We start from the raw sequence: 21,630 nt of genomic DNA on the forward strand, positions 1-21,630 counted from the left end.
GTCTCTTGGGGTGACGGTGTCAGGGGGGTGGTTATCGCCACCAAGGTGGCTCCTACAGTCGTAGGAGCCACCTTGGTGGCGATAGATCGATCAACGTTTGAACAAACCCTTGAGGGCATCTTTCAGTTCGGGACTTACCTTGTCCCCAAGCTTTTCATCCAGCTTGTCCTCGAGCTTTTCGCTGATCCGGTCGCCGGCCAGTTTCGCCGCGATGCGGCCCAGGCCTTCGCGGTCCAGACGGCAAGCCTTGGCACCCAGCTCCAGCGGGCCGCGACACTGCACTGGCCATTCGATGCCGACGTAACGCGGATTGATCTCGCAGGCCGGGTCGGGCATTTCGCTCTTGTCGCCTTCGATAACGACGCCGACGCGATAGTCCATGCCCAGCACGCGCAGATCCACGTCGCCATTGCCGTTGACCGTCAGGCCGGGAATTCGCACCTTGAGGTCCGGGTTGCTGGCGACGCCGTTGCGCAGGACCAGATTGCCGGTGAGCTGCTGGAAGGGCGTGTCCTTGCCGCGCGGCTGACCGCTGAGCGTTTTGCGATTGAGCACCGAAATGCCCTGGCAAAGCTGTTGCTCAAGGTTGGCGTTGACCAGCACGCCGTTGTTCAGGGCAAACCCGGCGGTACCGTTGAGACTGTCGACCAAGGCTTTTTCGCTGTTGCCCTTGCCGTTCAGGTCGCTGTTGAGGGTCAGTTGACCGCGCACCGGAGGATTCTCGCCCAGGCTCTCCAGGATGCGCTCGACCGGCACACGGGCCACGCGCGTCTGCACGCTGGCCACGGGGACGTCCGGCCGCGCGTCCAGGTTGCCCTTGACTTCGAAGTTACCGTTGAACAGGTCGCCGCGCAGGCTTTCGACCCTGATCAGACCGCCCGCCGCCTGGGTCTTGAACGCCGCGTTGTCGATGGGCAGCTTGTTGACGATCAGTTTGCCGAAACTCAGATCGGCTTCTACATCCAGCGTGCGCAAGCGCTCCACCGGCAGCAGGCGGGCAGTGCTCCAGGCCACTTTGGTCGGCTGCTCCGGCAGCGGCGTGTCGCCGGCCACCGCTGCGGCTTCTCCGCTTTGCACTTCCGTCTTGCGCGCCGCCCGGGCGCCCTTGGATTCTTCGCTTTCGGCCGGGCGATAGCGGTCGGCGTCGAAGGTGTTGCCCTTGAGCTGGACGCGCAACGCCTGCTTTGCAAAGTCGGTGACCGCGATCCGGCCAGTGAAATTGCTGTCGTCCACTTTCAGATTGAAATCGTCGAGCACGGCGCTGTTGGGCGTGCCACTCAGGCGCGTAACCAGTTCCACTTTGCTCAATGCACCTTCGGCCATGGGCGGCAGCGGTTGGCCGATGGAGTCGAAGAAGGCGCGCAGGTCGAACTGCGCGACGGATAATCCACCGCTGACCTGTGGGGTCTTGTCCAGGTCGCGTACGCGCAATTCGCCCAGCGCGCGCAGTTGGTTGGCGGAGATCTTCATGCCGTTCCATTCGGCGATGTTGGCGGCCAGGTCGACCAGCAACTGACCCTGGGCAGCGAACGTCACGGTCTTGCCTTGCAGCGGCTCGCCCGCGGCTTCGCCAGACAGGCGCATGTCTTCGAACTGGTAGCGTTTGAGTGCACGATCCAGCCGCAGTTGGCCGACCAGCTCGGTCTTGGCGCGGACCATCGGCTGGTTGGTGCTCAGAAAGGCAGTCAGCTTGACCGGGATGTCCGACGTTTCACGAATCGCGCCGGTGCTCAACTGGATGCTTTCGGCCAGGAAGGTCTGGCCCTTGCGGGCGTCGCTGTAATCCACGCGCGCGTTGTTGACCGTCAGGCTGTCGATGTTCATCTGCAACGGCCGCGAAGAGCGTTCGCTGGTGCCGGTCTCGGGCGCGGGTTCGCCGGCGGTGGTCGGGGAGGGCTGGCTGGAGGTCGACGCAACCGGCTTGCCGATATCTTCCCAGTTGCCGTGGCCTTTCTCGTCGCGATGCAGGCTGAGGTTCAGCCCCTCGACCCGCACGTCGCTCATCTGCACTTCGCGACGCAACAGCGGCAGGACGCGCACCGACAGGCCGAGCATCTGCACATCGGCAAACGGTTGATCGGGCGCAACCAGCGTGGCGATCCGCGCATCGTGAAGCTCCAGGCCCAGCCAGGGGAACAGGCTCCAGCCGATATCGCCGTCGAGGGTCAGCTCGACGTTGGCCTTGTCGCGGGCCAGCTGGCGAATTTCATCCTTGTAGTCGTTGGGATCAAACAGATGGGTCAGGGCGAAGCCGAGAGCCACGATGATCAGCAACAACCCGAGAATAAACAGCCCCAGGATTTTGCCGAAAGCTTTCATGGGCGAGTCCTTGTGTCGATTGTTCAAAATTTAGCCCGCGAGTATACCGCTCCCGGCCATCGCTCGGGCTTCGAATGCCGTCAGGGTCAGGACTGCGGACACCCCGGCGGCTGTCAGCAAGCGTAGTGGAGCCATCGCGTGTTGACGTAGAAGCCAGCTTGCTGGCGATTGGATGCATCGCCAGCAAGCTGGCTCCTACGGTGTGTTTATGCATTGAAGTTATAAAGCGTAATTAAAGCCCGCCAATATCTCGCCGATAATTGATTACATCTATGAGTTCATAGATCACATGGATTAGTTGAAAAAATAAAACATGTAACAGTGGACTTACATCCATCAAGTGGTGGTAGTCTCCGCCTGCGCTGACCAGGTGCGGCCATTTGCCACACTTGGAGCATCCTAAAAACAGTCATCGCCCGGCGGCATGGAAGCTGTGGATGGTCGGCGAAATGTCCTGCGAGCTTTATACATATTGGGGTTAACACAATGAGCACAAGTACAGCCTTGGGCGGCGGTGTCGCAGCCGCCCAGCCTGCGTTCTTGTCCAAGGAACGCATTATCGCCAAGCCCGGTTTCAACCGCTGGCTTGTTCCGCCCGCCGCTCTGGCGATCCACCTCTGCATCGGCATGGCCTACGGCTTCTCGGTATTCTGGCTGCCATTGTCTAAAGCCGTCGGCATCACCGCGCCTGTCGCCTGTTCCGCGGACATGGGCTTCTTCGCTCAAGTCTTCGCGTCGACCTGTGACTGGCAGATCTCCATGCTGGGCTGGATCTACACACTGTTCTTCATTTTCCTGGGTTGCTCGGCAGCGATCTGGGGCGGCTGGCTTGAACATGCCGGCCCGCGCAAGGCAGGTGTGGTGTCGGCACTGTGCTGGTGCGGCGGCCTGCTGATCTCCGCGCTGGGTATCTATACCCACCAGATCTGGCTGATGTGGCTGGGTTCGGGCGTGATCGGCGGTATCGGTCTGGGCCTGGGCTACATTTCCCCCGTTTCGACCCTGATCAAGTGGTTTCCGGACAAGCGCGGCATGGCGACCGGCATGGCGATCATGGGCTTCGGCGGTGGCGCGATGGTGGGTGCACCGCTGGCAACCGCTCTGATGAGCCACTTCGCCTCGGCTGAAAGCGTTGGCGTGTGGCAGAGCTTCGTGGTCATGGCTGCGATCTACTTCGTGTTCATGATCGGCGGCGCGCTGGGCTACCGCGTTCCTCCGACCGGCTGGAAGCCTGAGGGCTGGACCGCGCCGGCGGCCAAGGCCAAGAACGCAATGATCACCAACCGTCACGTGCACGTCAGCGTGGCCTGGAAAACTCCGCAATTCCGTCTGGTATGGCTGGTGCTGTGCCTGAACGTTTCCGCAGGCATCGGCATCCTGGGCATGGCTTCGCCACTGCTGCAGGAAGTGTTTGCCGGCAAGCTGCTGGGCAACTCGCTGACCTTCAGCGAACTGAGCGCCGACCAGCTCAAGCAGATCGCCGCCATTGCGGCGGGCTTCACCGGTCTGTTGAGCCTGTTCAACATCGGTGGTCGCTTCTTCTGGGCTTCGTTCTCCGACTATATCGGCCGTAAAGCCACCTACTTCGTATTCTTCGCGCTGGGCTTCCTGCTTTACGCTTCGGTTCCGACCCTGGGTCACCTGGGCAGCGTCGCGCTGTTCGTGGCGGCGTTCTGTGTGGTGCTGTCGATGTACGGCGGCGGTTTCGCAACCGTTCCGGCTTACCTGGCCGACCTGTTCGGTACGCAGATGGTCGGTGCGATCCACGGTCGCCTGTTGACCGCATGGGCCGCGGCCGGTGTACTGGGTCCGGTTCTGGTCAACTACCTGCGTGAATATCAGCTGAGCCACGGCGTTGCCCGTGCCGATGCCTACGACATCACGCTGTACATCCTGGCCGGTCTGCTGGTGCTGGGCTTCATCTGCAACCTGATGATCCGTCCGGTGGCCGACAAGTACTTCATGACCGACGCCGAACTGGCGGCCGAACAGGCCATCGGTCACGACAAGGGCGCCGACGCCACCACTTCCCTGGAGTGGAAAGCGTCCCAGGGCAGCAAGCCTCTGGCAATCGCCGCATGGCTGGCCGTAGGTATCCCGCTGGCCTGGGGTGTCTGGATCACCCTGCAGAAAACCGCTGTGCTGTTCAACTGATAGCCCGCGGCTGAGTCAGAAAGCGCTCGCACTTCGGTGCGGGCGCTTTTTTTGCCTTCGATTGTTACAAATGCACGGGCTATATAGCCTTGATATAGCTTCGATGCAGGCTTCCTGTCGTCTGTTCGCTTCATGCGAGGCGCTTCTGGGCCTATAATGATCGCCTTTTTCGCCCAATGATTTCGCGGAGCTGGTGATGGCCGAACGTAAGGCTTACGTCGAGCGCAATACTCTGGAAACCCAGATCAAAGCCTCGATCAACCTGGATGGCACCGGAAAGGCCCGATTCAATATCGGCGTGCCTTTTCTTGAGCACATGCTGGACCAGATCGCCCGTCACGGGCTGATCGACCTGGATATCGAGTGCAAGGGCGACCTGGACATCGACGATCACCATACCGTTGAAGACGTGGGCATCACCCTCGGTCAGGCATTCAGCCAGGCCATCGGCGACAAGAAGGGCATTCGTCGCTACGGCCACGCCTACGTGCCGCTCGATGAAGCGCTGTCGCGGGTCGTGATCGATTTCTCCGGTCGTCCCGGCCTGCAGATGCACGTGCCTTATACCCGGGCCGTGGTCGGTCGTTTCGACGTGGACCTGTTCCAGGAGTTCTTCCAGGGCTTCGTCAACCACGCCAACGTCACGCTGCACATCGACAACCTGCGTGGCGTCAACACTCACCACCAGATCGAAACTGTGTTCAAGGCTTTCGGCCGCGCGCTGCGCATGGCGGTCGAGCTGGATGAACGCATGGCCGGCCAGATGCCTTCCACCAAGGGTGTGCTCTGATGCAGACAGTTGCGGTCATTGATTACGGCATGGGCAACCTGCACTCGGTCGCCAAGGCCCTGGAGCACGTCGGCGCCGGCCGTGTGCAGGTCACCAGCGATGCCAAGGTGATCCGGGAAGCCGATCGTGTCGTGTTTCCGGGTGTGGGCGCGATTCGCGACTGCATGGCCGAGATCCGCCGCCTGGGCTTCGACACCCTGGTTCAGGAGGTCAGCAAGGACCGCCCGTTCCTCGGCATCTGTGTCGGCATGCAGGCCTTGCTCGACAGCAGCGAAGAGAACGACGGCGTGGACTGCATCGGCATGTTCCCCGGCCAGGTCAAGTTCTTCGGCAAGGACCTGCGCGAAGACGGCGAGCACCTGAAGGTGCCGCACATGGGCTGGAACGAAGTCAGCCAGGTGCTTGACCACCCGCTGTGGCATGACATTCCGGATCGCGCGCGTTTCTACTTCGTGCACAGCTTCTACATCAATGCCGCCAACCAGCGCCAGGTCGCCGGTCGCGGTCACTATGGCGTGGACTTCGCCGCCGCGCTGGCCGATGGCTCGCGCTTCGCCGTGCAGTTCCACCCCGAGAAGAGCCACACCCACGGCCTGCAACTGCTGCAGAACTTCGCTGCCTGGGATGGCCGCTGGTAAACCATGAGCAGAACCCGCGCCAGACCGCCGATTCTCACGCTGACGGCCGAACAGGAGCAGGACGCGATCCACAAGCTCAAGCGTCTGTTCGCCGAGCGTTTCGAGATGGAGCTGGGGACGTTCGAGGTCGCGGAGGTGCTGGAGCTGTTTGGCCGCGAGATCGCCCCGCATTACTACAATCGGGCGATTTTCGATATGCAGGCGCTGTTCAAGGAGCGTTTCGAAGGCATCGAAAGCGACCTGTGGGCGCTGGAAAAAGACTGAGCGCAGCTTCAGGCTGCACGAATTGACAGGTACGCATCCGCGCAGCGTGCAGCTTGCAGCGTGCGGCTTTTGACGAAGGAAAAAATATGCTGATCATCCCCGCTATCGACCTCAAGGACGGCGCCTGCGTGCGTCTGCGTCAGGGCCGCATGGAAGATTCCACCGTGTTTTCCGATGACCCGGTGAGCATGGCCGCCAAATGGGTCGACGGTGGCTGCCGCCGCCTGCACCTGGTCGATCTGAACGGCGCCTTCGAAGGCCAGCCGGTCAACGGCGAAGTCGTGACTGCCATCGCCAAGCGTTACCCGCAGTTGCCGATTCAGATCGGCGGCGGCATTCGTTCGCTGGAAACCATCGAGCATTACGTCAAGGCCGGCGTGAGCTACGTCATCATCGGTACCAAGGCTGTCAAGGAACCCGAATTCGTCGCCGAAGCCTGCCGTGCATTCTCCGGCAAAGTGATTGTCGGTCTGGACGCCAAGGACGGTTTCGTCGCCACCGACGGCTGGGCGGAAGTCAGCAGCGTGCAGGTCATCGACCTGGCGAAGCGTTTCGAAGCGGACGGCGTCTCGGCAATCGTCTACACCGACATTGCCAAAGACGGAATGATGCAAGGCTGCAACGTCCCGTTCACCGCTGCGCTGGCTGCGGCCACCCGCATTCCGGTCATCGCCTCGGGCGGCATCCACAACCTGGGCGACATCCGTGCTCTGCTGGACGCCAAGGCACCGGGCATCATTGGTGCGATCACCGGACGCGCCATCTACGAGGGCACCCTCGACGTGGCCGAAGCCCAGGCGATGTGCGATCTGGAAGCGCGCGGCTAGGCCGATCCGCGGATCCGGTGCCTTTGTAGGAGCGCGCTTGCCCGCGACCGGCCGCAACGCATTGCAGATTGTCAGGAAGGTCGTTCCGACCTTGTCGCGGGCAAGCGCGCTCCTACATTTATGGAGATTGGGGTCATGGCCTTAGCCAAACGCATTATCCCTTGCCTGGACGTCGACAACGGTCGCGTCGTCAAGGGCGTCAAATTCGAGAACATCCGCGATGCCGGCGATCCGGTCGAGATCGCTCGTCGTTACGATGAACAGGGCGCGGACGAGATCACCTTTCTGGACATTACGGCCAGTGTCGACGGGCGTGATACCACGCTGCATACCGTCGAGCGCATGGCCAGCCAGGTCTTCATCCCGCTGACCGTCGGCGGTGGCGTGCGCACCGTGCAAGACATTCGCAATCTGCTCAATGCCGGCGCGGACAAGGTTTCGATCAACACCGCGGCGGTGTTCACCCCCGAATTCGTCGGCGAAGCCGCTGCACGTTTCGGTTCGCAGTGCATCGTGGTCGCCATTGACGCCAAGAAAGTCTCCGGGCCCGGCGAAACGCCTCGCTGGGAGATCTTCACCCACGGCGGCCGCAAGCCGACCGGTCTGGACGCCGTGGAATGGGCGAAGAAGATGGAAGGCCTGGGCGCCGGGGAAATCCTGCTGACCAGCATGGACCAGGACGGCATGAAGAACGGCTTCGACTTGGGCGTGACCCGTGCCATCAGCGATTCGATCGGTATTCCGGTCATCGCTTCGGGCGGTGTGGGCAACCTCGAACATCTGGCGGCCGGCGTCATCGAGGGTCACGCCAGCGCCGTGCTGGCCGCGAGCATTTTCCACTTCGGCGAGTACACCGTGCCTGAAGCCAAGGCCTACATGGCCAGCCGAGGCATCGTCGTACGTTAAACCCCACACCCCACGTTGTAGGAGCCAGCTTGCTGGCGATAGGATCAACGCGGCGCATCACGCCAGCTGCGTTAATCCCGTCGTCACCAGAACGGGGTGCCGCCCGTTGATTCCTGCAAACGCCATCCACCCCTTGCTACATACTACTTGAGTAGATCGTAGCGCGGCGCTGAGCGCTGCCCGGACATATCTATTGCACGGCTGCACAGCGCCACCGGCAATTTGTCCGGGTCGATCAGCAGCATATCCAGAATCCGCTGGTAGCCGGTGGTATCGTCACAGTCGACACCCAGCTTGTACTCATACCCGCTCAAGCCTGGGTGCGAATACTGCCACTGCACCCTGTAACCGCCGGCGTCATCTTTGCCGATATTGAGCACTGGCATGCGTGTAGGACCCGGCTGGGCAATTTCCATTGCGATCATCATCGGGTTGTTGATGAGCGGCAGCGATGGCGACTGCTCCTCTGAATCCACCCCAAGGATGCACAGGACATACAAGCCAGGCTCAGTACCGACCGGCTCATCGATGAGCGCATCCTTCGCGATCAGTGCCTGGCTGTAGTGATGAGGGCTGGCGCATTGTTGCGGATCCCGCACGGTCTTGTGCCGGTAAAAGGGCGTGCTCAGGTCGAACGCCAGCTTCCAGGTCGGCAGAACCACATCGCCCGACGCATCGTCCTTTATCCGTTTGAAATAACGAACCCCGTGATTCTTCAGCGTGATGGAGGCCGTCGACGGTAAATCACAGCCTTCGGCTTCCGGCATCAGCCAGCCATCCACAAAGCACTGCGCCAGCGTGTCTACAGGGTGCGAATAATTGCTAGCAGGCGCCCAGTGAGGTTGACCCTCGCGCACTTCGCAGGGCGCGTTTTCGAAACAGCGGTTTTCCTCCAGAGCCATAGCTGTCGATGTGGCGAGAATGGCCAGCACTTGGTTGGAGCGCCTATCTAGCAGGGGGCCGCCCGAGCTGCCCGGTTTCAGCCCAAAACAATGGTCTTTGTAGAACCGACGGTACACCATCGGGTGCTCGATCAGCGCTTCATGCGATACCAGGCTGCACGCTGACAGACGCAGCCCCTTTTCTTCATACTGAGTTGGCGCGCCGACGATAAGCACGTCGTCGCCGATGGCCGGCGTTTTATCGGCCAGTCGCAGCGGGTTGATACCGGCATCGATCAGGGTTTGGAGTGATGTGTCCAGTTCGATAATGGCGAGGTCCCGCCCTCGCAAGCTGCTCCAGCTGACCTGTTTGACGGCATAGCGCAAATGCTTCCCGGCGGTGTCATGGAAATAATTGAAATCCACATGGCCACCGCTGGGCTCATCCACAGTAATGTTCAGACTGTCGAAGGACACACAGTGGGCAGAGCTGAGCACATACGCTGGGGCGTCACCCTCCGTCTCGCCCTCGCGGGTATCTATCAACGTTGCGGTGCATTGCGCGTCTGGAGATTCCTCGTGCAACTGCAAGCGGCCGATGCCGTTCCAGCGGTCATGCAGGCCATCTGCGTTCAATAGCACCCTGGACCCGGCCTCCGGAGTCATCCCTTCACCCAGATCGGCGTTCGCGGTGAATGGCAGCAAGCCCGCGATACAGCACGCGCCTGCGAAGATTTTGATATTCATGATCGATCCTTGATTAAAACGATGTTGCCTTCAGATGAAGACTGCGCCGTTTAATCGGAGCTTTAGCCGTTAATCAAGGATGTTTGGGACAGCGACAGGAAATGCAGACGATGCCTACTTGTGCTGCGGAATCGAATTATCACTTGGGGTGAAGCATCAGCGATAAATGCCATGGGCGCCATGTCCCGACATGGCCCTGTTGCCCCGGTGCGCAATCATGCTCGGAAGGTCGATCCATTCAACGCCCAGTGATTTGAGTCGGGGCAGCTCACGCTCCAGAACATCCAGGGTAACGGGATAAGGGTGGCCGATGACTACCGCCGAGCCTTGCTTGTGGGCCAGTTCGACCGCGATACGTAACTGGCGGGTAATGGCTTCGGCCGTGCGTTCGTCATCGAGGAACACATCACGCGATACGCTCGCCAGACCGATTTTCTGCGCCTGACCGGCAGCCACGGTCCTGGCGCTGGTCCGGCTATCGACGAAAAACAGGTGCCGACGTTGCAGCTCCGTCATCAGCCAGCTCATCGCCACCGGCTCCGACGTCATCCGGCTGCCCATGTGATTGTTGATGCCCGCAGCGCACGGCACTTTCAGCAACGCAGCGTTCAGGCGGCTTTCGAGTTCAGCGATGGGAAGGCCCGGATGCCACGCGTACGGCCCGGTCGCCGGGTCCATTGGCATGTGCAGAATCACCGTCTTGCCGGCCTTGTGGCCCTGGCGCGCGAAATCGGTGGCGTGGGGCGTGTCCGGCATGATCGCCAGCGTCACGGGACCGGGCAGCGCGAGGGTGCGGCTGTCCCGCCCGGGACTCTGACCCAGATCGTCGATGATGACGGTGAGATAAGCCGCCGGCTTGAGCGGCGCCGGCCCTGGCGCCGCCTGCGCGACGCCGGCCAGCGCAAGCGCTAGCGTGAGGAACGCCAGTAAACGCATCCGCTTACTTGCCGCGCGTGATGTTCAACCCTTTGAGCAGGCTCAGGGCCTGACCGAGCTGGAAGTCATCGTCCTGCGGACGCGCCTTGGCAGAGCCGCCTTTCACAGTAGGTTTGTCCGCGCCGCCATTGCCGTTGCCCAGATGGCCGTACAGATCGGCTTCCTTGTAGTTCTCGCCATCCGCCTCGGTGGTCACCTTGCCGCGCGGCACGACGATATCCGGGTTGATGCCCTGAGCCTGGATGGAGCGGCCGTTTGGCGTGTAATATAGCGCGGTCGTGATCTTCAGCGCCCGGTCATTGTTCAGCGGCAGCACGGTCTGCACCGAGCCTTTACCGAAGGTATCGGTGCCCATGAGAATGCCGCGTTTCTGATCCTGCAGGGCGCCGGCGACGATTTCCGACGCCGAGGCGCTGCCCCCGTTGATCAGGACCACCAGCGGCACGTTTTCGCTGGCGTCGGCCGGGTCCGCGGAGAAGCGCAGCTCGGAATTTGCAATGCGGCCCTTGGTGTAGACGATCAGACCCTTGGTGAGGAAATGGTCGGCCACCTGCACGGCCGATTGCAGCACGCCGCCCGGGTTGTTGCGCAGGTCGAGAATCAGGCCGCTCATCTTCTTGCCGTTGTCCTTGCGCATCTTCGCCAGCGCCTTGCCGACTTCTTCACCGGTCTTGACCTGGAACTGGGTGATGCGGATGTAGCCGTAGCCATTCTCCAGCATCTGCGCCTTGACGCTCTTGACCTGAATGGTCGCCCGCGCCAGCGTCACGTCGAACGGCGTGCCACCGTCACGCACCAGCGTAAGGGTGATTTTCTCGCCGATCTTGCCGCGCATCTTGTCGACCGCTTCCTGCATGGTCTGGCCCTGAGTCGGCGCGCCGTTGATCTTGACGATCAGGTCGCCGGCCTCGATGCCAGCCTTGGACGCCGGGGTGTCATCGATGGGTGAGACCACCTTGACGAAGCCGTCTTCGACACCGACCTCGATGCCCAGACCGCCGAACTCGCCGCTGGTGCTTTCCTGCAACTCCTGGAAGTCCTCGGGCCCAAGATAGGCGGAGTGCGGATCAAGGTTGCTGAGCATGCCCTTGATGGCGTTTTCCAGCAGGGTCTTGTCGTCTACCGGCTCGACATAAGCTGCCTTGACCCGGTCCAGCACCTCGGCGAAGGTGCGCAGTTCTTCGAGTGGCAGCGGTGCCCTGGGCGCGGACGCACTTGTCGCCGCTGGTGCCGGCGTGATGATCTCGGCAGCTTGCGCCAGCGGTGCGCCGATCACGAAGGCGACAGCCAGGGCCAGCGAGGTGAGGCGGGACAAATGCAGCATGTCTAACGAACTCCTGGAGATTTTGATGCCCACTTATCCTTGAGTGCGACACCATTGGGCGGGATCGCTGGGGCGACCCTGCTGACGAATAGCAAAATACAACGCTGAAGTGTCCTGACCGCCACTGTTGCCTACAGTGGAAATCGCTTCTCCGGCCTTGACCACGTCGCCGGCCGCCTTGAGCAGGCTCTGGTTGTGACCGTACAGGCTCAGGTAACCATTGCCGTGATCGAGAATGACCAGAAGCCCGGCGCCACGCAACCAGTCGGCGAACACCACTCGTCCACCATGCACGGCGCGTACCTGACTGCCGGCGGCGGCGCTGATCATGACGCCGTCCCATTTGGTTCGTTCGTCATCACCGCGCGCTTCACCGAAACGTGCAAGCAGTCGACCATCGATTGGCCATGGAAGTTTTCCCCGCGCTTCGGCAAAGGGACCGCCATATGACGTCCCCGCGCTGGAAACCAGCGCGCCGGGGGCTTTGACCGGGCGTCGTGGTGCGGGTTCATCGTCGCCGGCGCGACTACTGGCCTGGGCTTCGCGCTCCCGTTGCGCCTGCGCTTCGCGTTCGGCGATCAGCGCCTTCTGTCGTGCTTCTTCCGCTTCGCGGGCCTGTCGGGCCAGGGTTTCCTCGATGGTCTTGAGGACCTTGGCGAGGTCGGCCTGATCCTGCTGACGCGCCTGCAGTTTCTGATCGCGTGCCTTGTAGTCCTGATTCAGCCTGGCGAGCGCCTGCTGACGTTCCTGACGCACTTTCGAGAGTTCTTCGGTCTGGCTGTCGAACTGGCTTTTCTGGACCAGCAGTTGCGCGTGCTGCAGGTCGATCTGCTTCTCGACTTCGGCCAGCTGGCGCAAGGTCTCGTTGAAGCGGTGCAATTGGGCCAGACGCGCCTGACTCATGTAGTCGTAGTAGGTCAGCGTGCGGGCGAATTTCTCGGGATGCTGCTGGTTGAGCAACAGCTTGAGGTATTCCTGCCGACCGCCTTGATAGGCGGCACGCGCCTGAATGGCGATCAGATGTTGTTGTTCCTTGCGGGCACTGTTGAGCCCGGCCTTTTCACCGTCGAGCTTCTGCAGCTCGACTTCGGTCTTTTTTAATTCTTTCTGCAGGACCTCGACCTGCTTTTCCAGCTTGCCCATTTCGGTTTCGGTGGCCTTGAGGTCTTTCTGCACACCGGCCTTTTCTTCCTGGAGCTTGCTGAGCACTTTCTGCAGCTCGGCCACGTCCTGTCGCGCAGCGTCTATCTGTTTCTGGGTTTGCGCGCGCTCATCATCGGCAAACGCCGGATTGAGCAGGCAGATCAAAGCAAGAGCGATCGAGGCGCGAAGCATGAGGGTAGGCGATACCGAGGAATTGTGAGAAAAAATGTCAGGCCTAGTATGCCCGCCATACGTTGCAAAAAGAACGCCCCGCGGCCATTGATCCGGGGGCTGGTCCGATGACGGCGGCGCAGCCGTGTCGACTGCGCCTGGTCCTGACGGTTATTGCTCTACCAGAATGGAGTGGCCGGTCATCTCTTGCGGCTTTTCCATGTCCAGCAGATGCAGCAGGGTAGGGGCTACGTCTGCCAGCACGCCGCCTTCGCGGACCTTGAGCGGGCGCTTGCCGTAATAGATGAACGGGACCGGCTCGGAGGTGTGCGCGGTATGCGCCTGACCCGTAGAGTCGTCGGTCATCTGTTCCACGTTGCCATGGTCGGCCGTGATCAGCGCTTCGCCGCCGACCTTTTCCAGCGCCTCGGTGATACGACCGATGCACACATCCAGGCATTCCACGGCCTTGACGGCCGCTTCCATGATTCCGCTGTGACCGACCATGTCGCCGTTGGCGTAGTTGACGATGATCACGTCATAGCGCTGATGCTCGATGGCGTCGACGATCCTGTCTGTGACCTCCGGCGCGCTCATTTCCGGCTGCAGGTCGTAAGTAGCGACCTTTGGTGAAGGAATCAGGATGCGCTCTTCCCCGGGAAACGGCTCTTCACGGCCGCCGGAAAAGAAGAAAGTCACGTGCGCGTACTTTTCGGTTTCGGCGATGCGCAGCTGGGTTTTGCCATTGTCGGCCAGGTACTGGCCCAGCACGTTTTTCAGGCTGCCCGGAGCGAAGGCGGCAGGCGCGGCGATGCTGGCCGAGTATTGGGTCAGCATCACATAGTTGACCTTCGGCTGACGTGCGCGCTCGAAGTCGCTGAAGTCGTTCTCGACGAAGACGCGGCTCAGTTCCCGCGCGCGGTCGGCGCGGAAGTTCATGAACACCACGGCGTCGCCGTCCTCGACCTTGACCGGTTCGCCGATGCTGGTGGCTTTCACGAATTCATCGTTCTCGTCGCGGGCATAGGCGGCTTCCAGGCCGGCAACGCCGGACTCGGCGTGAAATTCGGCGACGCCGTCGACGATCAGGTTGTAGGCGGTGGAAACGCGGTCCCAGCGGTTGTCGCGGTCCATGGCGAAGAAGCGGCCGATGAGGGTCGCGGTCCGCCCCTTGCCCAGGCGGGCGAAGGTCTGGTCCATCAATTCCAGGGAGGCTTTGGCGCTGCGTGGCGGCGTATCGCGGCCATCGAGGAAGGCATGCAGATAGATCTTCTCGGCGCCGCGCTTGACGGCCAGTTCGGCCATGGCGACCAGATGATCCTGGTGACTGTGCACCCCGCCATCGGACAGCAGGCCCATGATGTGCACGGCCTTGCCGGCGCCGACAGCCTTGTCGACCGCCTCGCAGATGGTCGGGTTCTCGAAGAACTCGCCGTCGCGGATGGCCTTGGTCACTCGAGTGAAATCCTGATACACCACACGTCCGGCGCCCAGGTTCATGTGGCCGACTTCAGAGTTGCCCATCTGCCCGTCCGGCAGGCCGACGTCCATGCCCGAGCCGGAAATCAGGCCGTGGGACATCGTCTGGTACAGACGATCCATGACCGGCATTTTCGCGGCCATGATGGCGTTGCCTTCGGGACTTTCGCTGTGGCCGAAGCCATCAAGAATGATCAGGACCAGAGGTTTTGGGGTGGCAGTCATGGGACCCACTCGAGGCTGGTTGAAGGAAGTAGGAAAAAGATCGGCATTTTAGGGACAAGTTCAAACGGCGTCACTGCCGTACGGACTTTGGCCGACCTTGGGTGCTGTGTATACTGGCCGACATTTTAACGCCCTGGAACCGACCGATGGTTGCTAATCTGCTTGAATTTGCCACGACCCATTACCTGATCACCGGCGCATTCGTCATCCTGCTGGTCATGCTCATCAGCTACGAGCTGAGCAAAGGCGGTCGCAGCCTCAGCACTGGTGAACTGACCGCGCTGGTCAATGCCGACCAGGGTGTGGTCATCGACGTGCGTCCGGCCAAGGACTACGCGGCAGGCCACATCGTCGGCGCCCTGAGCTTCCCGCAGGACAAGGTGCTGACCCGCACCGCCGAACTGCAGAAGCACAAGGACAAGACATTGATCATAGTCGATGCATTGGGGCAGCATGCAGGCACCACCGCCCGCGAACTGCTCAAGTCCGGCTTCAAGGCCGCGAAGCTGTCCGGCGGGATCTCCAGCTGGCGCGCCGATAACCTCCCTTTGGTGAAATGACATGCCCCACGTTCTCGTCTATTCCAGCGACTACTGCCCGTACTGCATTCGCGCCAAGCAGCTGCTCAAGAGCAAGAACGTGGCATTCGAGGAAATCGTCGTCGACGGCAAGCCGCAGCTTCGCGCTGAAATGACCAAGAAAGCGGGCCGCACCTCGGTGCCGCAGATCTGGATCGGCACGACCCACGTTGGCGGCTGCGACGATCTGTTCGCCCTGGAACGCGCTGGCAAGCTCGACGCGCTGCTGGCGTGACCCCAACCCCATTTAGCCCATTTTTGTGAAGGATCTGACATGACCGAACAATCGAACAACGCTGCCGCCACCAACGACGAAAACGGCCCTCAGTTTTCCCTGCAGCGTATTTACGTTCGCGACCTGTCGTTCGAAGCGCCGAAAAGCCCGGCGATCTTCCGTCAGGAGTGGACGCCGAGTGTCAGCCTGGATCTTAACACCCGTCAGAAGCAGCTCGAAGGCGACTTCTACGAAGTGGTTCTGACCCTGTCCGTGACCGTCAACAATGGCGACGAAGTTGCGTTCATCGTTGAAGTGCAGCAGGCCGGTATCTTCCTGATCAAGGGCCTGGACGACGCTTCGATGAGCCACACCCTGGGCGCGTTCTGCCCGAACATCCTGTTCCCTTACGCCCGCGAAGCCATCGACAACCTGGTTACCCGTGGTTCGTTCCCGGCGCTGATGCTGGCTCCGGTCAACTTCGATGCCCTGTACGCTCAAGAGCTGCAGCGCATGCAGGAAGCGGGCGAGACGCCGACTGTTCAGTAAGCGTTACCGCTTCAACAAAAAGCGCCCTTCGAGGGCGTTTTTTGTTATCGCCAGCAAGCTGGCTCCTACGAATGGTGTAGGAGCCAGCTTGCTGGCGATAATCAGACAAACCCATTCTGCCGCCATGCCTCATAAACCGCCACGGCCACGGTGTTGGACAGGTTCAGGCTGCGGCAACCCTCGCGCATCGGCAATCTGAGACGCTGGTCCGGGCCGAGGGCATCGAGGACTTCTGGTGGCAGCCCGCGGCTTTCAGGGCCGAAGATGAACGCATCCCCTGGCTGGAAGCTTACGTCGTGGAACGGCCGCGAACCCTTGGTGGTGAAGGCGAACAGCCGTGGGTGACCGATCTTCTCAAGACAGCTCGACAGGTCTGCGTGGGTCTGCAGCGTGGCATACTCGTGGTAGTCGAGCCCGGCACGACGCAGGCGCTTGTCGTCCAGCTCGAAGCCCAGCGGCTCGATCAAATGCAGTGTGCAGCCGCTGTTGGCGCACAGTCTGATGACATTGCCGGTATTCGGCGGAATTTCTGGTTGAAAAAGGATGACGTGAAACATGCACGGCTCCGAACGAAAAGACAGGGCGCATTCTACCCCTGAAGAGGACCCCAGACCGAAGCTATGGCCGCGCGTTCTTGGTTCAATGGCGATCGTCGGCTTCACGATCGGCACGATCATAGGGCGTCTGCAGCAACCCGATCCGGTCCAGCTGACGCAGATCGAAGAATTGCCGAGCGGCCTGGCACTCTGGTTCGACGATGAACCCCGCTTCAAGGGAGAAACCGTGGACGGCGCAGTGGTGGTCAAGGTCAACGCCTACGGCCAGCCGTGGAACGGCCAGTTGCGGTTCGACAGCAAGGTCGCGCGATGGAGGGTCGAGAGGGGGGAGAATGGATTGATTCTGACGCTGCTCGCGGCCCGTCCACTGCAGGGCGAATGGCACACTGCGGAAGTGGACGGGCGCTGGAGACTGGAGGTCAGTCTCCGGGAGGAATAAAAGAGGGGATTCCCCGGCCTGCCTGTACCAAGGTCCCCAAAACTGGTGATGTGATAGCTAATGCAGAGCGCGTGCCAGTTTCGCTTTCTATGCTGAGAAAATTGCGACTGTTCCCGCAATGCCTTTGTTTTCAGGGGTTAAACGGACTCAGCCAATCACGCGTCCCTTGATTGCCCTGTCGTTCAGAGCCGTATAGGGCAGGCAGCAGGCCATTTGCGCACAAATCTGGTGCGTGCTCGCCGGTTCATGCACATTCGGCTGTCATTTCCGAGCAAATCAGTTCACTTCGATGATCCCGCCTTTTCGTGCTCGGCGAATTCATACAGATGTTTCCATGTTGGCGTTCCTTCGGCATGCCAATTGCATTGTGCTCAATGGCGCCATGACATCGTGCAGGCGTTTTTGTTCCAAAGGCTCTCCGGCACAACAGAGGTTTCCGGCGATAAATGCGTGTGTTTTGCCCCGCGACAGGTCTTGATGCAGAAGTTTTGCAGCGGGCCGACGAAGGTGAAAGCGCGCACGGTGGCAATTGTCATAATTGCTGCTACGCGTTGGTAACTGTATGTTTTAAAAGGATTTAATTGTTTTTGGTGGGGTTGGCAGAGTGGGGTTTTTGCGCCGTGAGGTCATGGAATTGCCGGTAGAGCGGCCGTTAACCAAATGATCTGACGGATGACCTGAAAATATTTTTTGGGAATTAGCGAAATTGGCCGATACACTCGGAGCCGGCTGACAGAAACGGCCAGTGTTATAGCGGATAGGTCTAAGAGTGTTACCAACGGTTACTTCTGGATTTATCGCTTTTTCACTACCGTGCAGCCACCGAAAAAAACGCGGTCTAGTCATAAAAGTCTCGGGACGCACAGCAACCATTGGCCCTTAGAAGGCCGGGACTGTCGTCTGACGCGAATCCACGGGTCAGGACCCACGTCCGGCACCGTGGACTAAAAAAATTAGATTCACGAGGAGCGTAGTAATGAAGAAGTCGACCCTGGCCCTGGCCGTTACCTTCGGCATCATGGCCCAACAGGCCGGTGCCGCTGGTTTCCTTGAAGACAGCAAAGCGTCCATCAGTTCTCGTACCCTGTATTTCGATAATGATTTCAAAGAAGGGACCGACAATAACCGTGAAACCGCCACCGGCCTGAAATTCGACTACATCTCGGGCTTCACTCAGGGCACCGTTGGTTTCGGTTTGGACCTTCAAGGCGTTGTAGGTATTCACCTAGACGGCGGTCGCGGACGTCACCCGAATGGTAGTTCGATCGTTCCTAGCGACACTGACGGTTCGGCTGTCAGCTCTTGGTCGCGTGGCGGTGCGAACGTCAAGGCTCGCTTCTCCAAGACCGAACTGAAAGTCGGTAATGCTCTGGCTCCAAACCTGCCGATCCTAGTGAGCAACGACGGTCGTTTGCTGCCACAGGCCTTCGAAGGCGCTATCCTGACCTCGAAAGACTTGGACAACGTTACCTTTACCGCCGGTCAATTGACCCGTAGCATCGGTCGTGCTTCGTCTAACTGGACTGATTTGTCGGTTAACGGCGCCACTGCAAGCAGCGATGAGTTCCGCTTCGCTGGTGCTGACTGGAAAGTCACTAAAGACCTGACGCTGCAGTACTACTTCGCTAACCTGGAAGATTTCTACAAGCAGCACTTCTTGGGCCTGGTTCACGTCTATCAGATCTCGGACAACCAGTCGTTCAAGACCGATCTGCGTTATTTTGACAGTAGCTCTGACGGAGCGAACAGTAAGGGCACTGCTGGCTACACCTTTAACAACGGTTATGCCAAGAATCCCGGCGAGATTGATAACAAGACGTGGTCCGCCATGTTCACCTATACCCTGGGTGGCCACGCGTTCATGGTCGGTCATCAGCAGGTCGGCGACGACGGCGGCTTCGTTAACCTGAACCAGGGCAGCGTTCGTGACGGCCGTGGCCGTCCGGAAGGTAACGGCGGCGCAAGCTTCTATTTGTTCACTGACTCGATGATCAACGGCTTCACCCGTGCGGGTGAGAACACCACCTTCGGTCAGTACTCGTACGACTTTGCCAAGGCTGGTATTCCTGGTCTGAAAGCTTCCTTCGTCTATCTGCGTGGCGACGATATTCGTGGTAACACCGCAGCTACCCGCAACAACGACTACTCCGAGTGGGAACGCGACATGCGTCTCGACTACGTGATCCAGAGCGGTCCGTTGAAAGGTTTCGGCACTACTGTTCGTCACGGCACCTACCGCGGCGACGGTACTACCAACACCGTAGAAGACGTCAATCAAACCCGTGTCATCTTCAACTACACCTACAACTTCATGTAAGTGTATTGAGCTCCGAAGAAACCCCGCCCTCGTGCGGGGTTTCTTTTTGTCTGCGTTTCGCTAGCGCAAAAGGTTCTAACCAAATTTATTTCCATTCTTTTTAAAATTCCCCAGCCGCAGGCAAAGTGGTCTTGACTCTGGTTTTCCCCAAAACAATCAAGGAGCAACACCATGACACTGCGACTTGGCGACATCGCCCCGGATTTCGAGCAGGACTCCAGCGAAGGCCGGATTCGTTTCCACGAGTGGTTGGGAGATAGCTGGGGCGTTCTGTTTTCTCATCCGGCAGATTTCACTCCGGTGTGCACCACCGAGCTGGGCTTCACTGCCAAGCTCAAGGACGAGTTCGCGCAGCGCGGCGTGAAAGCCATTGCCCTGTCGGTCGACCCAGTGGATTCCCACGTCAAATGGATCGATGACATCAACGTCACTCAGGACACCCGGGTCAATTTTCCCATCCTGGCGGACGCGGACCGCAAGGTGTCCGACCTGTACGACCTGATTCACCCTAATGCCAGCGATACCTTGACCGTGCGCTCGCTGTTCGTGATCGACCCGAACAAGAAGATCAGGCTGACCATCACCTATCCGGCCAGTACCGGGCGTAATTTCAATGAAATTCTGCGCGTCATCGATTCCCTGCAATTGACCGACAACTACAAGGTCGCCACCCCCGCCAACTGGGTCGACGGCGAAGACGTCGTCATCGTGCCGTCGCTCAAGGACGAAGCCGAAATCGCCGAGCGCTTCCCGCGAGGCTACAAGGCAGTCACGCCCTACCTGCGCCTGACGCCACAGCCGAATCGTTGAAAAGTCCTGCCCCTGCGCAGGCGACGCGACGTATCTGAAGGGACGCACGCAACTGTGGGAGGCAGCTTGCTGGCGACGAAGGCGGCGCGGACTTTCAGAGCCACCGCGTTGCTGCCGTCGCGAGCAAGCTCCCTCCCACGAGAAACGTACGCAACCGTAGGAGCGGATTTATCCGCGAGGCGCGTAATGGTCACCGTGCTGCTTTCTTATATTCCATAAAGAAATAATCAAATGAAAAAATAAGATTTATAGATATAAAAAACTCCTGTTACTGTCACTTCCATTCCAGGCATTCAGCCTGAAAGCTTCGCCTTACTCAGCCGCCATCGGCCGGGCAGGTGACCATCCAATTGTCTGCAAAGGAGCGCGCCATGCGCACTATCGTTTTGCGTCGAGGCCTGGTCGCTCTGTTTGCCGCGGCGGTGTCTTTCGGCGTCATCACCCAGGCCCAGGCTGAAGACCTGCGCATCGGTTATCAGAAGTACGGCACGCTTGTGCTGCTCAAGGCCAAGGGTTCGCTGGAGAAGCGTCTGGCCGAACAGGGCGTGAAAGTGCAGTGGACCGAGTTTCCCGGCGGTCCGCAGTTGCTGGAAGGCCTGAACGTAGGCTCCATCGATTTCGGCGTGACCGGCGAAACGCCGCCAGTGTTTGCCCAGGCCGCCGGCGCCGATCTGTTGTACGTCGCCTATGAGCCGCCTGCGCCCACCAGCGAAGCGATTCTAGTGCCCAAGGACTCTGCGATCACCTCGGTCAAAGACCTGAAAGGCAAGAAGGTCGTGCTCAACAAAGGCTCCAACGTCCATTACCTGCTGGTGCGCGCACTGGAAGACGCCGGCCTCAAATATTCCGACATTCAGACCGTGTTCCTGCCGCCCGCCGATGCGCGCGCCGCCTTCGAGCGGGGCAGCGTCGATGCGTGGGTCATCTGGGACCCGTACCAGGCCGCCGCCGAGAAGCAATTGCAGGCGCGCACGCTTAAGGACGGCACAGGAATCGTCAACAACCACCAGTTCTATCTGGCGACCAAGCCCTACGCGCAGAAGAATCCGACAGTCATTCAAGCACTGGTCGAGGAAGTCCGCGCCGTGGGTGAGTGGTCCAAGGCTCACCCTGAAGAAGTGACGACCCAAGTCGCGCCCTTGCTCGGCCTGCCCGCCGACATCACCCTGACTTCGGTGAAGCGCCAGGGCTACGGAGCGCTGTTCATCACGCCGCCGGTGGTCGCGGCGCAACAGAAGATCGCCGATACCTTCCACCAGCTCAAGTTGATCCCCAAGCCGCTGAACATCGCTGATGTGGTCTGGACGCCGCCCGCCGCCGTTGCGAAAGCACCATGACCGGACAGTCCTTGAAGGAGACAAC

At 60.2% G+C, this 21,630-nt stretch carries 21 protein-coding genes; 13 read left to right on the forward strand and 8 right to left on the reverse strand.

Annotated features, from left to right (window positions below; all coding sequences use genetic code 11):
- Positions 1–90 precede the first annotated feature (90 nt).
- Positions 91–2,319 carry an AsmA family protein gene (locus TRP66_RS07765; RefSeq protein ID WP_333400913.1) on the reverse strand — a complete coding sequence of 743 codons (2,229 nt, stop codon included), beginning with the start codon at positions 2,317–2,319 and terminating at the stop codon, positions 91–93.
- A 486-nt stretch (positions 2,320–2,805) separates the two neighbouring features.
- On the opposite strand from TRP66_RS07765, the gene TRP66_RS07770 reads away from it, so the two are divergent.
- The 6 genes from TRP66_RS07770 (at position 2,806) to hisF (ending at position 7,898) form a co-directional block, all read left to right on the forward strand.
- Positions 2,806–4,473, forward strand: coding sequence for an OFA family MFS transporter (locus TRP66_RS07770; protein WP_333400914.1), 1,668 nt, complete (start codon positions 2,806–2,808; stop codon positions 4,471–4,473).
- A 196-nt stretch (positions 4,474–4,669) separates the two neighbouring features.
- A complete protein-coding gene (gene hisB, locus TRP66_RS07775; protein ID WP_333400915.1) occupies positions 4,670–5,263 on the forward strand; it encodes an imidazoleglycerol-phosphate dehydratase HisB in 594 nt (197 codons plus the stop codon).
- On the forward strand, positions 5,263–5,901 hold the full coding sequence (gene hisH / locus TRP66_RS07780; RefSeq protein WP_333400916.1) for an imidazole glycerol phosphate synthase subunit HisH: 639 nt from the start codon (positions 5,263–5,265) through the stop codon (positions 5,899–5,901). Before hisB ends, hisH begins: the two co-directional genes overlap by 1 nt.
- A gap of 3 nt (positions 5,902–5,904) precedes the next feature.
- On the forward strand, positions 5,905–6,165 hold the full coding sequence (locus TRP66_RS07785; RefSeq protein ID WP_333400918.1) for a DUF2164 domain-containing protein: 261 nt from the start codon (positions 5,905–5,907) through the stop codon (positions 6,163–6,165).
- 86 nt (positions 6,166–6,251) lie between these two features.
- On the forward strand, positions 6,252–6,992 hold the full coding sequence (gene hisA / locus TRP66_RS07790) for a 1-(5-phosphoribosyl)-5-[(5-phosphoribosylamino)methylideneamino]imidazole-4-carboxamide isomerase (protein WP_333400919.1): 741 nt from the start codon (positions 6,252–6,254) through the stop codon (positions 6,990–6,992).
- Between the two features lie 135 nt (positions 6,993–7,127).
- Entirely contained in the window at positions 7,128–7,898 is a 771-nt protein-coding gene (gene hisF / locus TRP66_RS07795; RefSeq protein WP_333400920.1) for an imidazole glycerol phosphate synthase subunit HisF, read from the forward strand.
- Positions 7,899–8,041: 143 nt separating this feature from the next.
- Here hisF and TRP66_RS07800 read toward each other — a convergent pair whose 3' ends face one another.
- The 5 genes from TRP66_RS07800 to gpmI form a co-directional block, all read right to left on the reverse strand.
- Positions 8,042–9,370: a S1 family peptidase gene (locus tag TRP66_RS07800; protein ID WP_333400921.1), complete on the reverse strand. Its 1,329-nt coding sequence runs from the start codon at positions 9,368–9,370 to the stop codon at positions 8,042–8,044.
- 312 nt (positions 9,371–9,682) lie between these two features.
- The gene (locus TRP66_RS07805) at positions 9,683–10,462 is read right to left on the reverse strand and encodes a divergent polysaccharide deacetylase family protein (RefSeq protein WP_333400922.1); all 780 of its coding nucleotides are present in this window, start codon (positions 10,460–10,462) and stop codon (positions 9,683–9,685) included.
- A 4-nt stretch (positions 10,463–10,466) separates the two neighbouring features.
- On the reverse strand, positions 10,467–11,786 hold the full coding sequence (locus TRP66_RS07810) for a S41 family peptidase (RefSeq protein ID WP_333400923.1): 1,320 nt from the start codon (positions 11,784–11,786) through the stop codon (positions 10,467–10,469).
- Between the two features lie 33 nt (positions 11,787–11,819).
- Positions 11,820–13,121 (reverse strand): murein hydrolase activator EnvC family protein, encoded by a 1,302-nt coding sequence (locus TRP66_RS07815; protein WP_333400924.1) that lies wholly within the window; start codon positions 13,119–13,121, stop codon positions 11,820–11,822.
- Between the two features lie 150 nt (positions 13,122–13,271).
- Positions 13,272–14,804 carry a 2,3-bisphosphoglycerate-independent phosphoglycerate mutase gene (gene gpmI, locus TRP66_RS07820; protein WP_333400925.1) on the reverse strand — a complete coding sequence of 511 codons (1,533 nt, stop codon included), beginning with the start codon at positions 14,802–14,804 and terminating at the stop codon, positions 13,272–13,274.
- 146 nt (positions 14,805–14,950) lie between these two features.
- Here gpmI and TRP66_RS07825 point away from each other — a divergent pair, with 146 nt between their 5' ends.
- Genes TRP66_RS07825 through secB form a run of 3 tightly spaced genes read left to right on the forward strand, consistent with a single transcriptional unit; the run spans position 14,951 to position 16,145 of the window.
- A complete protein-coding gene (locus TRP66_RS07825) occupies positions 14,951–15,364 on the forward strand; it encodes a rhodanese-like domain-containing protein (protein WP_333400926.1) in 414 nt (137 codons plus the stop codon).
- A gap of 1 nt (position 15,365) precedes the next feature.
- The gene (gene grxC, locus TRP66_RS07830; RefSeq protein ID WP_333400928.1) at positions 15,366–15,617 is read left to right on the forward strand and encodes a glutaredoxin 3; all 252 of its coding nucleotides are present in this window, start codon (positions 15,366–15,368) and stop codon (positions 15,615–15,617) included.
- Positions 15,618–15,656: 39 nt separating this feature from the next.
- The gene (gene secB, locus TRP66_RS07835; protein WP_333400929.1) at positions 15,657–16,145 is read left to right on the forward strand and encodes a protein-export chaperone SecB; all 489 of its coding nucleotides are present in this window, start codon (positions 15,657–15,659) and stop codon (positions 16,143–16,145) included.
- Between the two features lie 101 nt (positions 16,146–16,246).
- On the opposite strand, the gene trmL is transcribed toward secB, so the two are convergent.
- Entirely contained in the window at positions 16,247–16,702 is a 456-nt protein-coding gene (gene trmL, locus TRP66_RS07840) for a tRNA (uridine(34)/cytosine(34)/5-carboxymethylaminomethyluridine(34)-2'-O)-methyltransferase TrmL (protein WP_333400931.1), read from the reverse strand.
- Here trmL and TRP66_RS07845 point away from each other — a divergent pair.
- A complete protein-coding gene (locus tag TRP66_RS07845) occupies positions 16,701–17,141 on the forward strand; it encodes a hypothetical protein (RefSeq protein ID WP_333400932.1) in 441 nt (146 codons plus the stop codon). The two genes, trmL and TRP66_RS07845, sit on opposite strands and share 2 nt — an antisense overlap.
- Before the next feature lie 371 nt (positions 17,142–17,512).
- Here TRP66_RS07845 and TRP66_RS07850 read toward each other — a convergent pair whose 3' ends face one another.
- Positions 17,513–17,677, reverse strand: coding sequence for a hypothetical protein (locus TRP66_RS07850; protein ID WP_333400933.1), 165 nt, complete (start codon positions 17,675–17,677; stop codon positions 17,513–17,515).
- 440 nt (positions 17,678–18,117) lie between these two features.
- Here TRP66_RS07850 and TRP66_RS07855 point away from each other — a divergent pair, with 440 nt between their 5' ends.
- From TRP66_RS07855 to TRP66_RS07865, 3 genes are all read left to right on the forward strand, one after another.
- Entirely contained in the window at positions 18,118–19,458 is a 1,341-nt protein-coding gene (locus tag TRP66_RS07855) for an OprD family porin (RefSeq protein ID WP_333400934.1), read from the forward strand.
- Between the two features lie 171 nt (positions 19,459–19,629).
- Complete coding sequence (locus tag TRP66_RS07860; RefSeq protein ID WP_333400935.1) at positions 19,630–20,268, forward strand: peroxiredoxin; 639 nt, start codon at positions 19,630–19,632, stop codon at positions 20,266–20,268.
- Between the two features lie 371 nt (positions 20,269–20,639).
- A complete protein-coding gene (locus TRP66_RS07865) occupies positions 20,640–21,605 on the forward strand; it encodes a sulfonate ABC transporter substrate-binding protein (RefSeq protein ID WP_333400937.1) in 966 nt (321 codons plus the stop codon).
- Positions 21,606–21,630 lie beyond the last annotated feature (25 nt).

Source organism: Pseudomonas sp. JDS28PS106 (assembly GCF_036706555.1).
Classification (GTDB): domain Bacteria; phylum Pseudomonadota; class Gammaproteobacteria; order Pseudomonadales; family Pseudomonadaceae; genus Aquipseudomonas.

Excerpts from the sequence above, each read along its gene's own strand:
- TRP66_RS07865 (WP_333400937.1), top strand. The coding sequence starts at position 20,640 with ATGCGCACTATCGTTTTGCGTCGAGGCCTGGTCGCTCTGTTTGCCGCG.
- TRP66_RS07770 (WP_333400914.1), top strand. The coding sequence starts at position 2,806 with ATGAGCACAAGTACAGCCTTGGGCGGCGGTGTCGCAGCCGCCCAGCCT.
- TRP66_RS07855 (WP_333400934.1), top strand. The coding sequence starts at position 18,118 with ATGAAGAAGTCGACCCTGGCCCTGGCCGTTACCTTCGGCATCATGGCC.
- grxC (WP_333400928.1), top strand. The coding sequence starts at position 15,366 with ATGCCCCACGTTCTCGTCTATTCCAGCGACTACTGCCCGTACTGCATT.
- TRP66_RS07765 (WP_333400913.1), bottom strand. The coding sequence starts at position 2,319 with ATGAAAGCTTTCGGCAAAATCCTGGGGCTGTTTATTCTCGGGTTGTTG.
- secB (WP_333400929.1), top strand. The coding sequence starts at position 15,657 with ATGACCGAACAATCGAACAACGCTGCCGCCACCAACGACGAAAACGGC.
- trmL (WP_333400931.1), bottom strand. The coding sequence starts at position 16,702 with ATGTTTCACGTCATCCTTTTTCAACCAGAAATTCCGCCGAATACCGGC.
- TRP66_RS07825 (WP_333400926.1), top strand. The coding sequence starts at position 14,951 with ATGGTTGCTAATCTGCTTGAATTTGCCACGACCCATTACCTGATCACC.
- TRP66_RS07810 (WP_333400923.1), bottom strand. The coding sequence starts at position 11,786 with ATGCTGCATTTGTCCCGCCTCACCTCGCTGGCCCTGGCTGTCGCCTTC.
- hisB (WP_333400915.1), top strand. The coding sequence starts at position 4,670 with ATGGCCGAACGTAAGGCTTACGTCGAGCGCAATACTCTGGAAACCCAG.
- hisA (WP_333400919.1), top strand. The coding sequence starts at position 6,252 with ATGCTGATCATCCCCGCTATCGACCTCAAGGACGGCGCCTGCGTGCGT.
- TRP66_RS07845 (WP_333400932.1), top strand. The coding sequence starts at position 16,701 with ATGCACGGCTCCGAACGAAAAGACAGGGCGCATTCTACCCCTGAAGAG.
- gpmI (WP_333400925.1), bottom strand. The coding sequence starts at position 14,804 with ATGACTGCCACCCCAAAACCTCTGGTCCTGATCATTCTTGATGGCTTC.
- hisF (WP_333400920.1), top strand. The coding sequence starts at position 7,128 with ATGGCCTTAGCCAAACGCATTATCCCTTGCCTGGACGTCGACAACGGT.
- TRP66_RS07805 (WP_333400922.1), bottom strand. The coding sequence starts at position 10,462 with ATGCGTTTACTGGCGTTCCTCACGCTAGCGCTTGCGCTGGCCGGCGTC.
- TRP66_RS07815 (WP_333400924.1), bottom strand. The coding sequence starts at position 13,121 with ATGCTTCGCGCCTCGATCGCTCTTGCTTTGATCTGCCTGCTCAATCCG.
- hisH (WP_333400916.1), top strand. The coding sequence starts at position 5,263 with ATGCAGACAGTTGCGGTCATTGATTACGGCATGGGCAACCTGCACTCG.
- TRP66_RS07785 (WP_333400918.1), top strand. The coding sequence starts at position 5,905 with ATGAGCAGAACCCGCGCCAGACCGCCGATTCTCACGCTGACGGCCGAA.
- TRP66_RS07860 (WP_333400935.1), top strand. The coding sequence starts at position 19,630 with ATGACACTGCGACTTGGCGACATCGCCCCGGATTTCGAGCAGGACTCC.
- TRP66_RS07850 (WP_333400933.1), bottom strand. The coding sequence starts at position 17,677 with ATGACAATTGCCACCGTGCGCGCTTTCACCTTCGTCGGCCCGCTGCAA.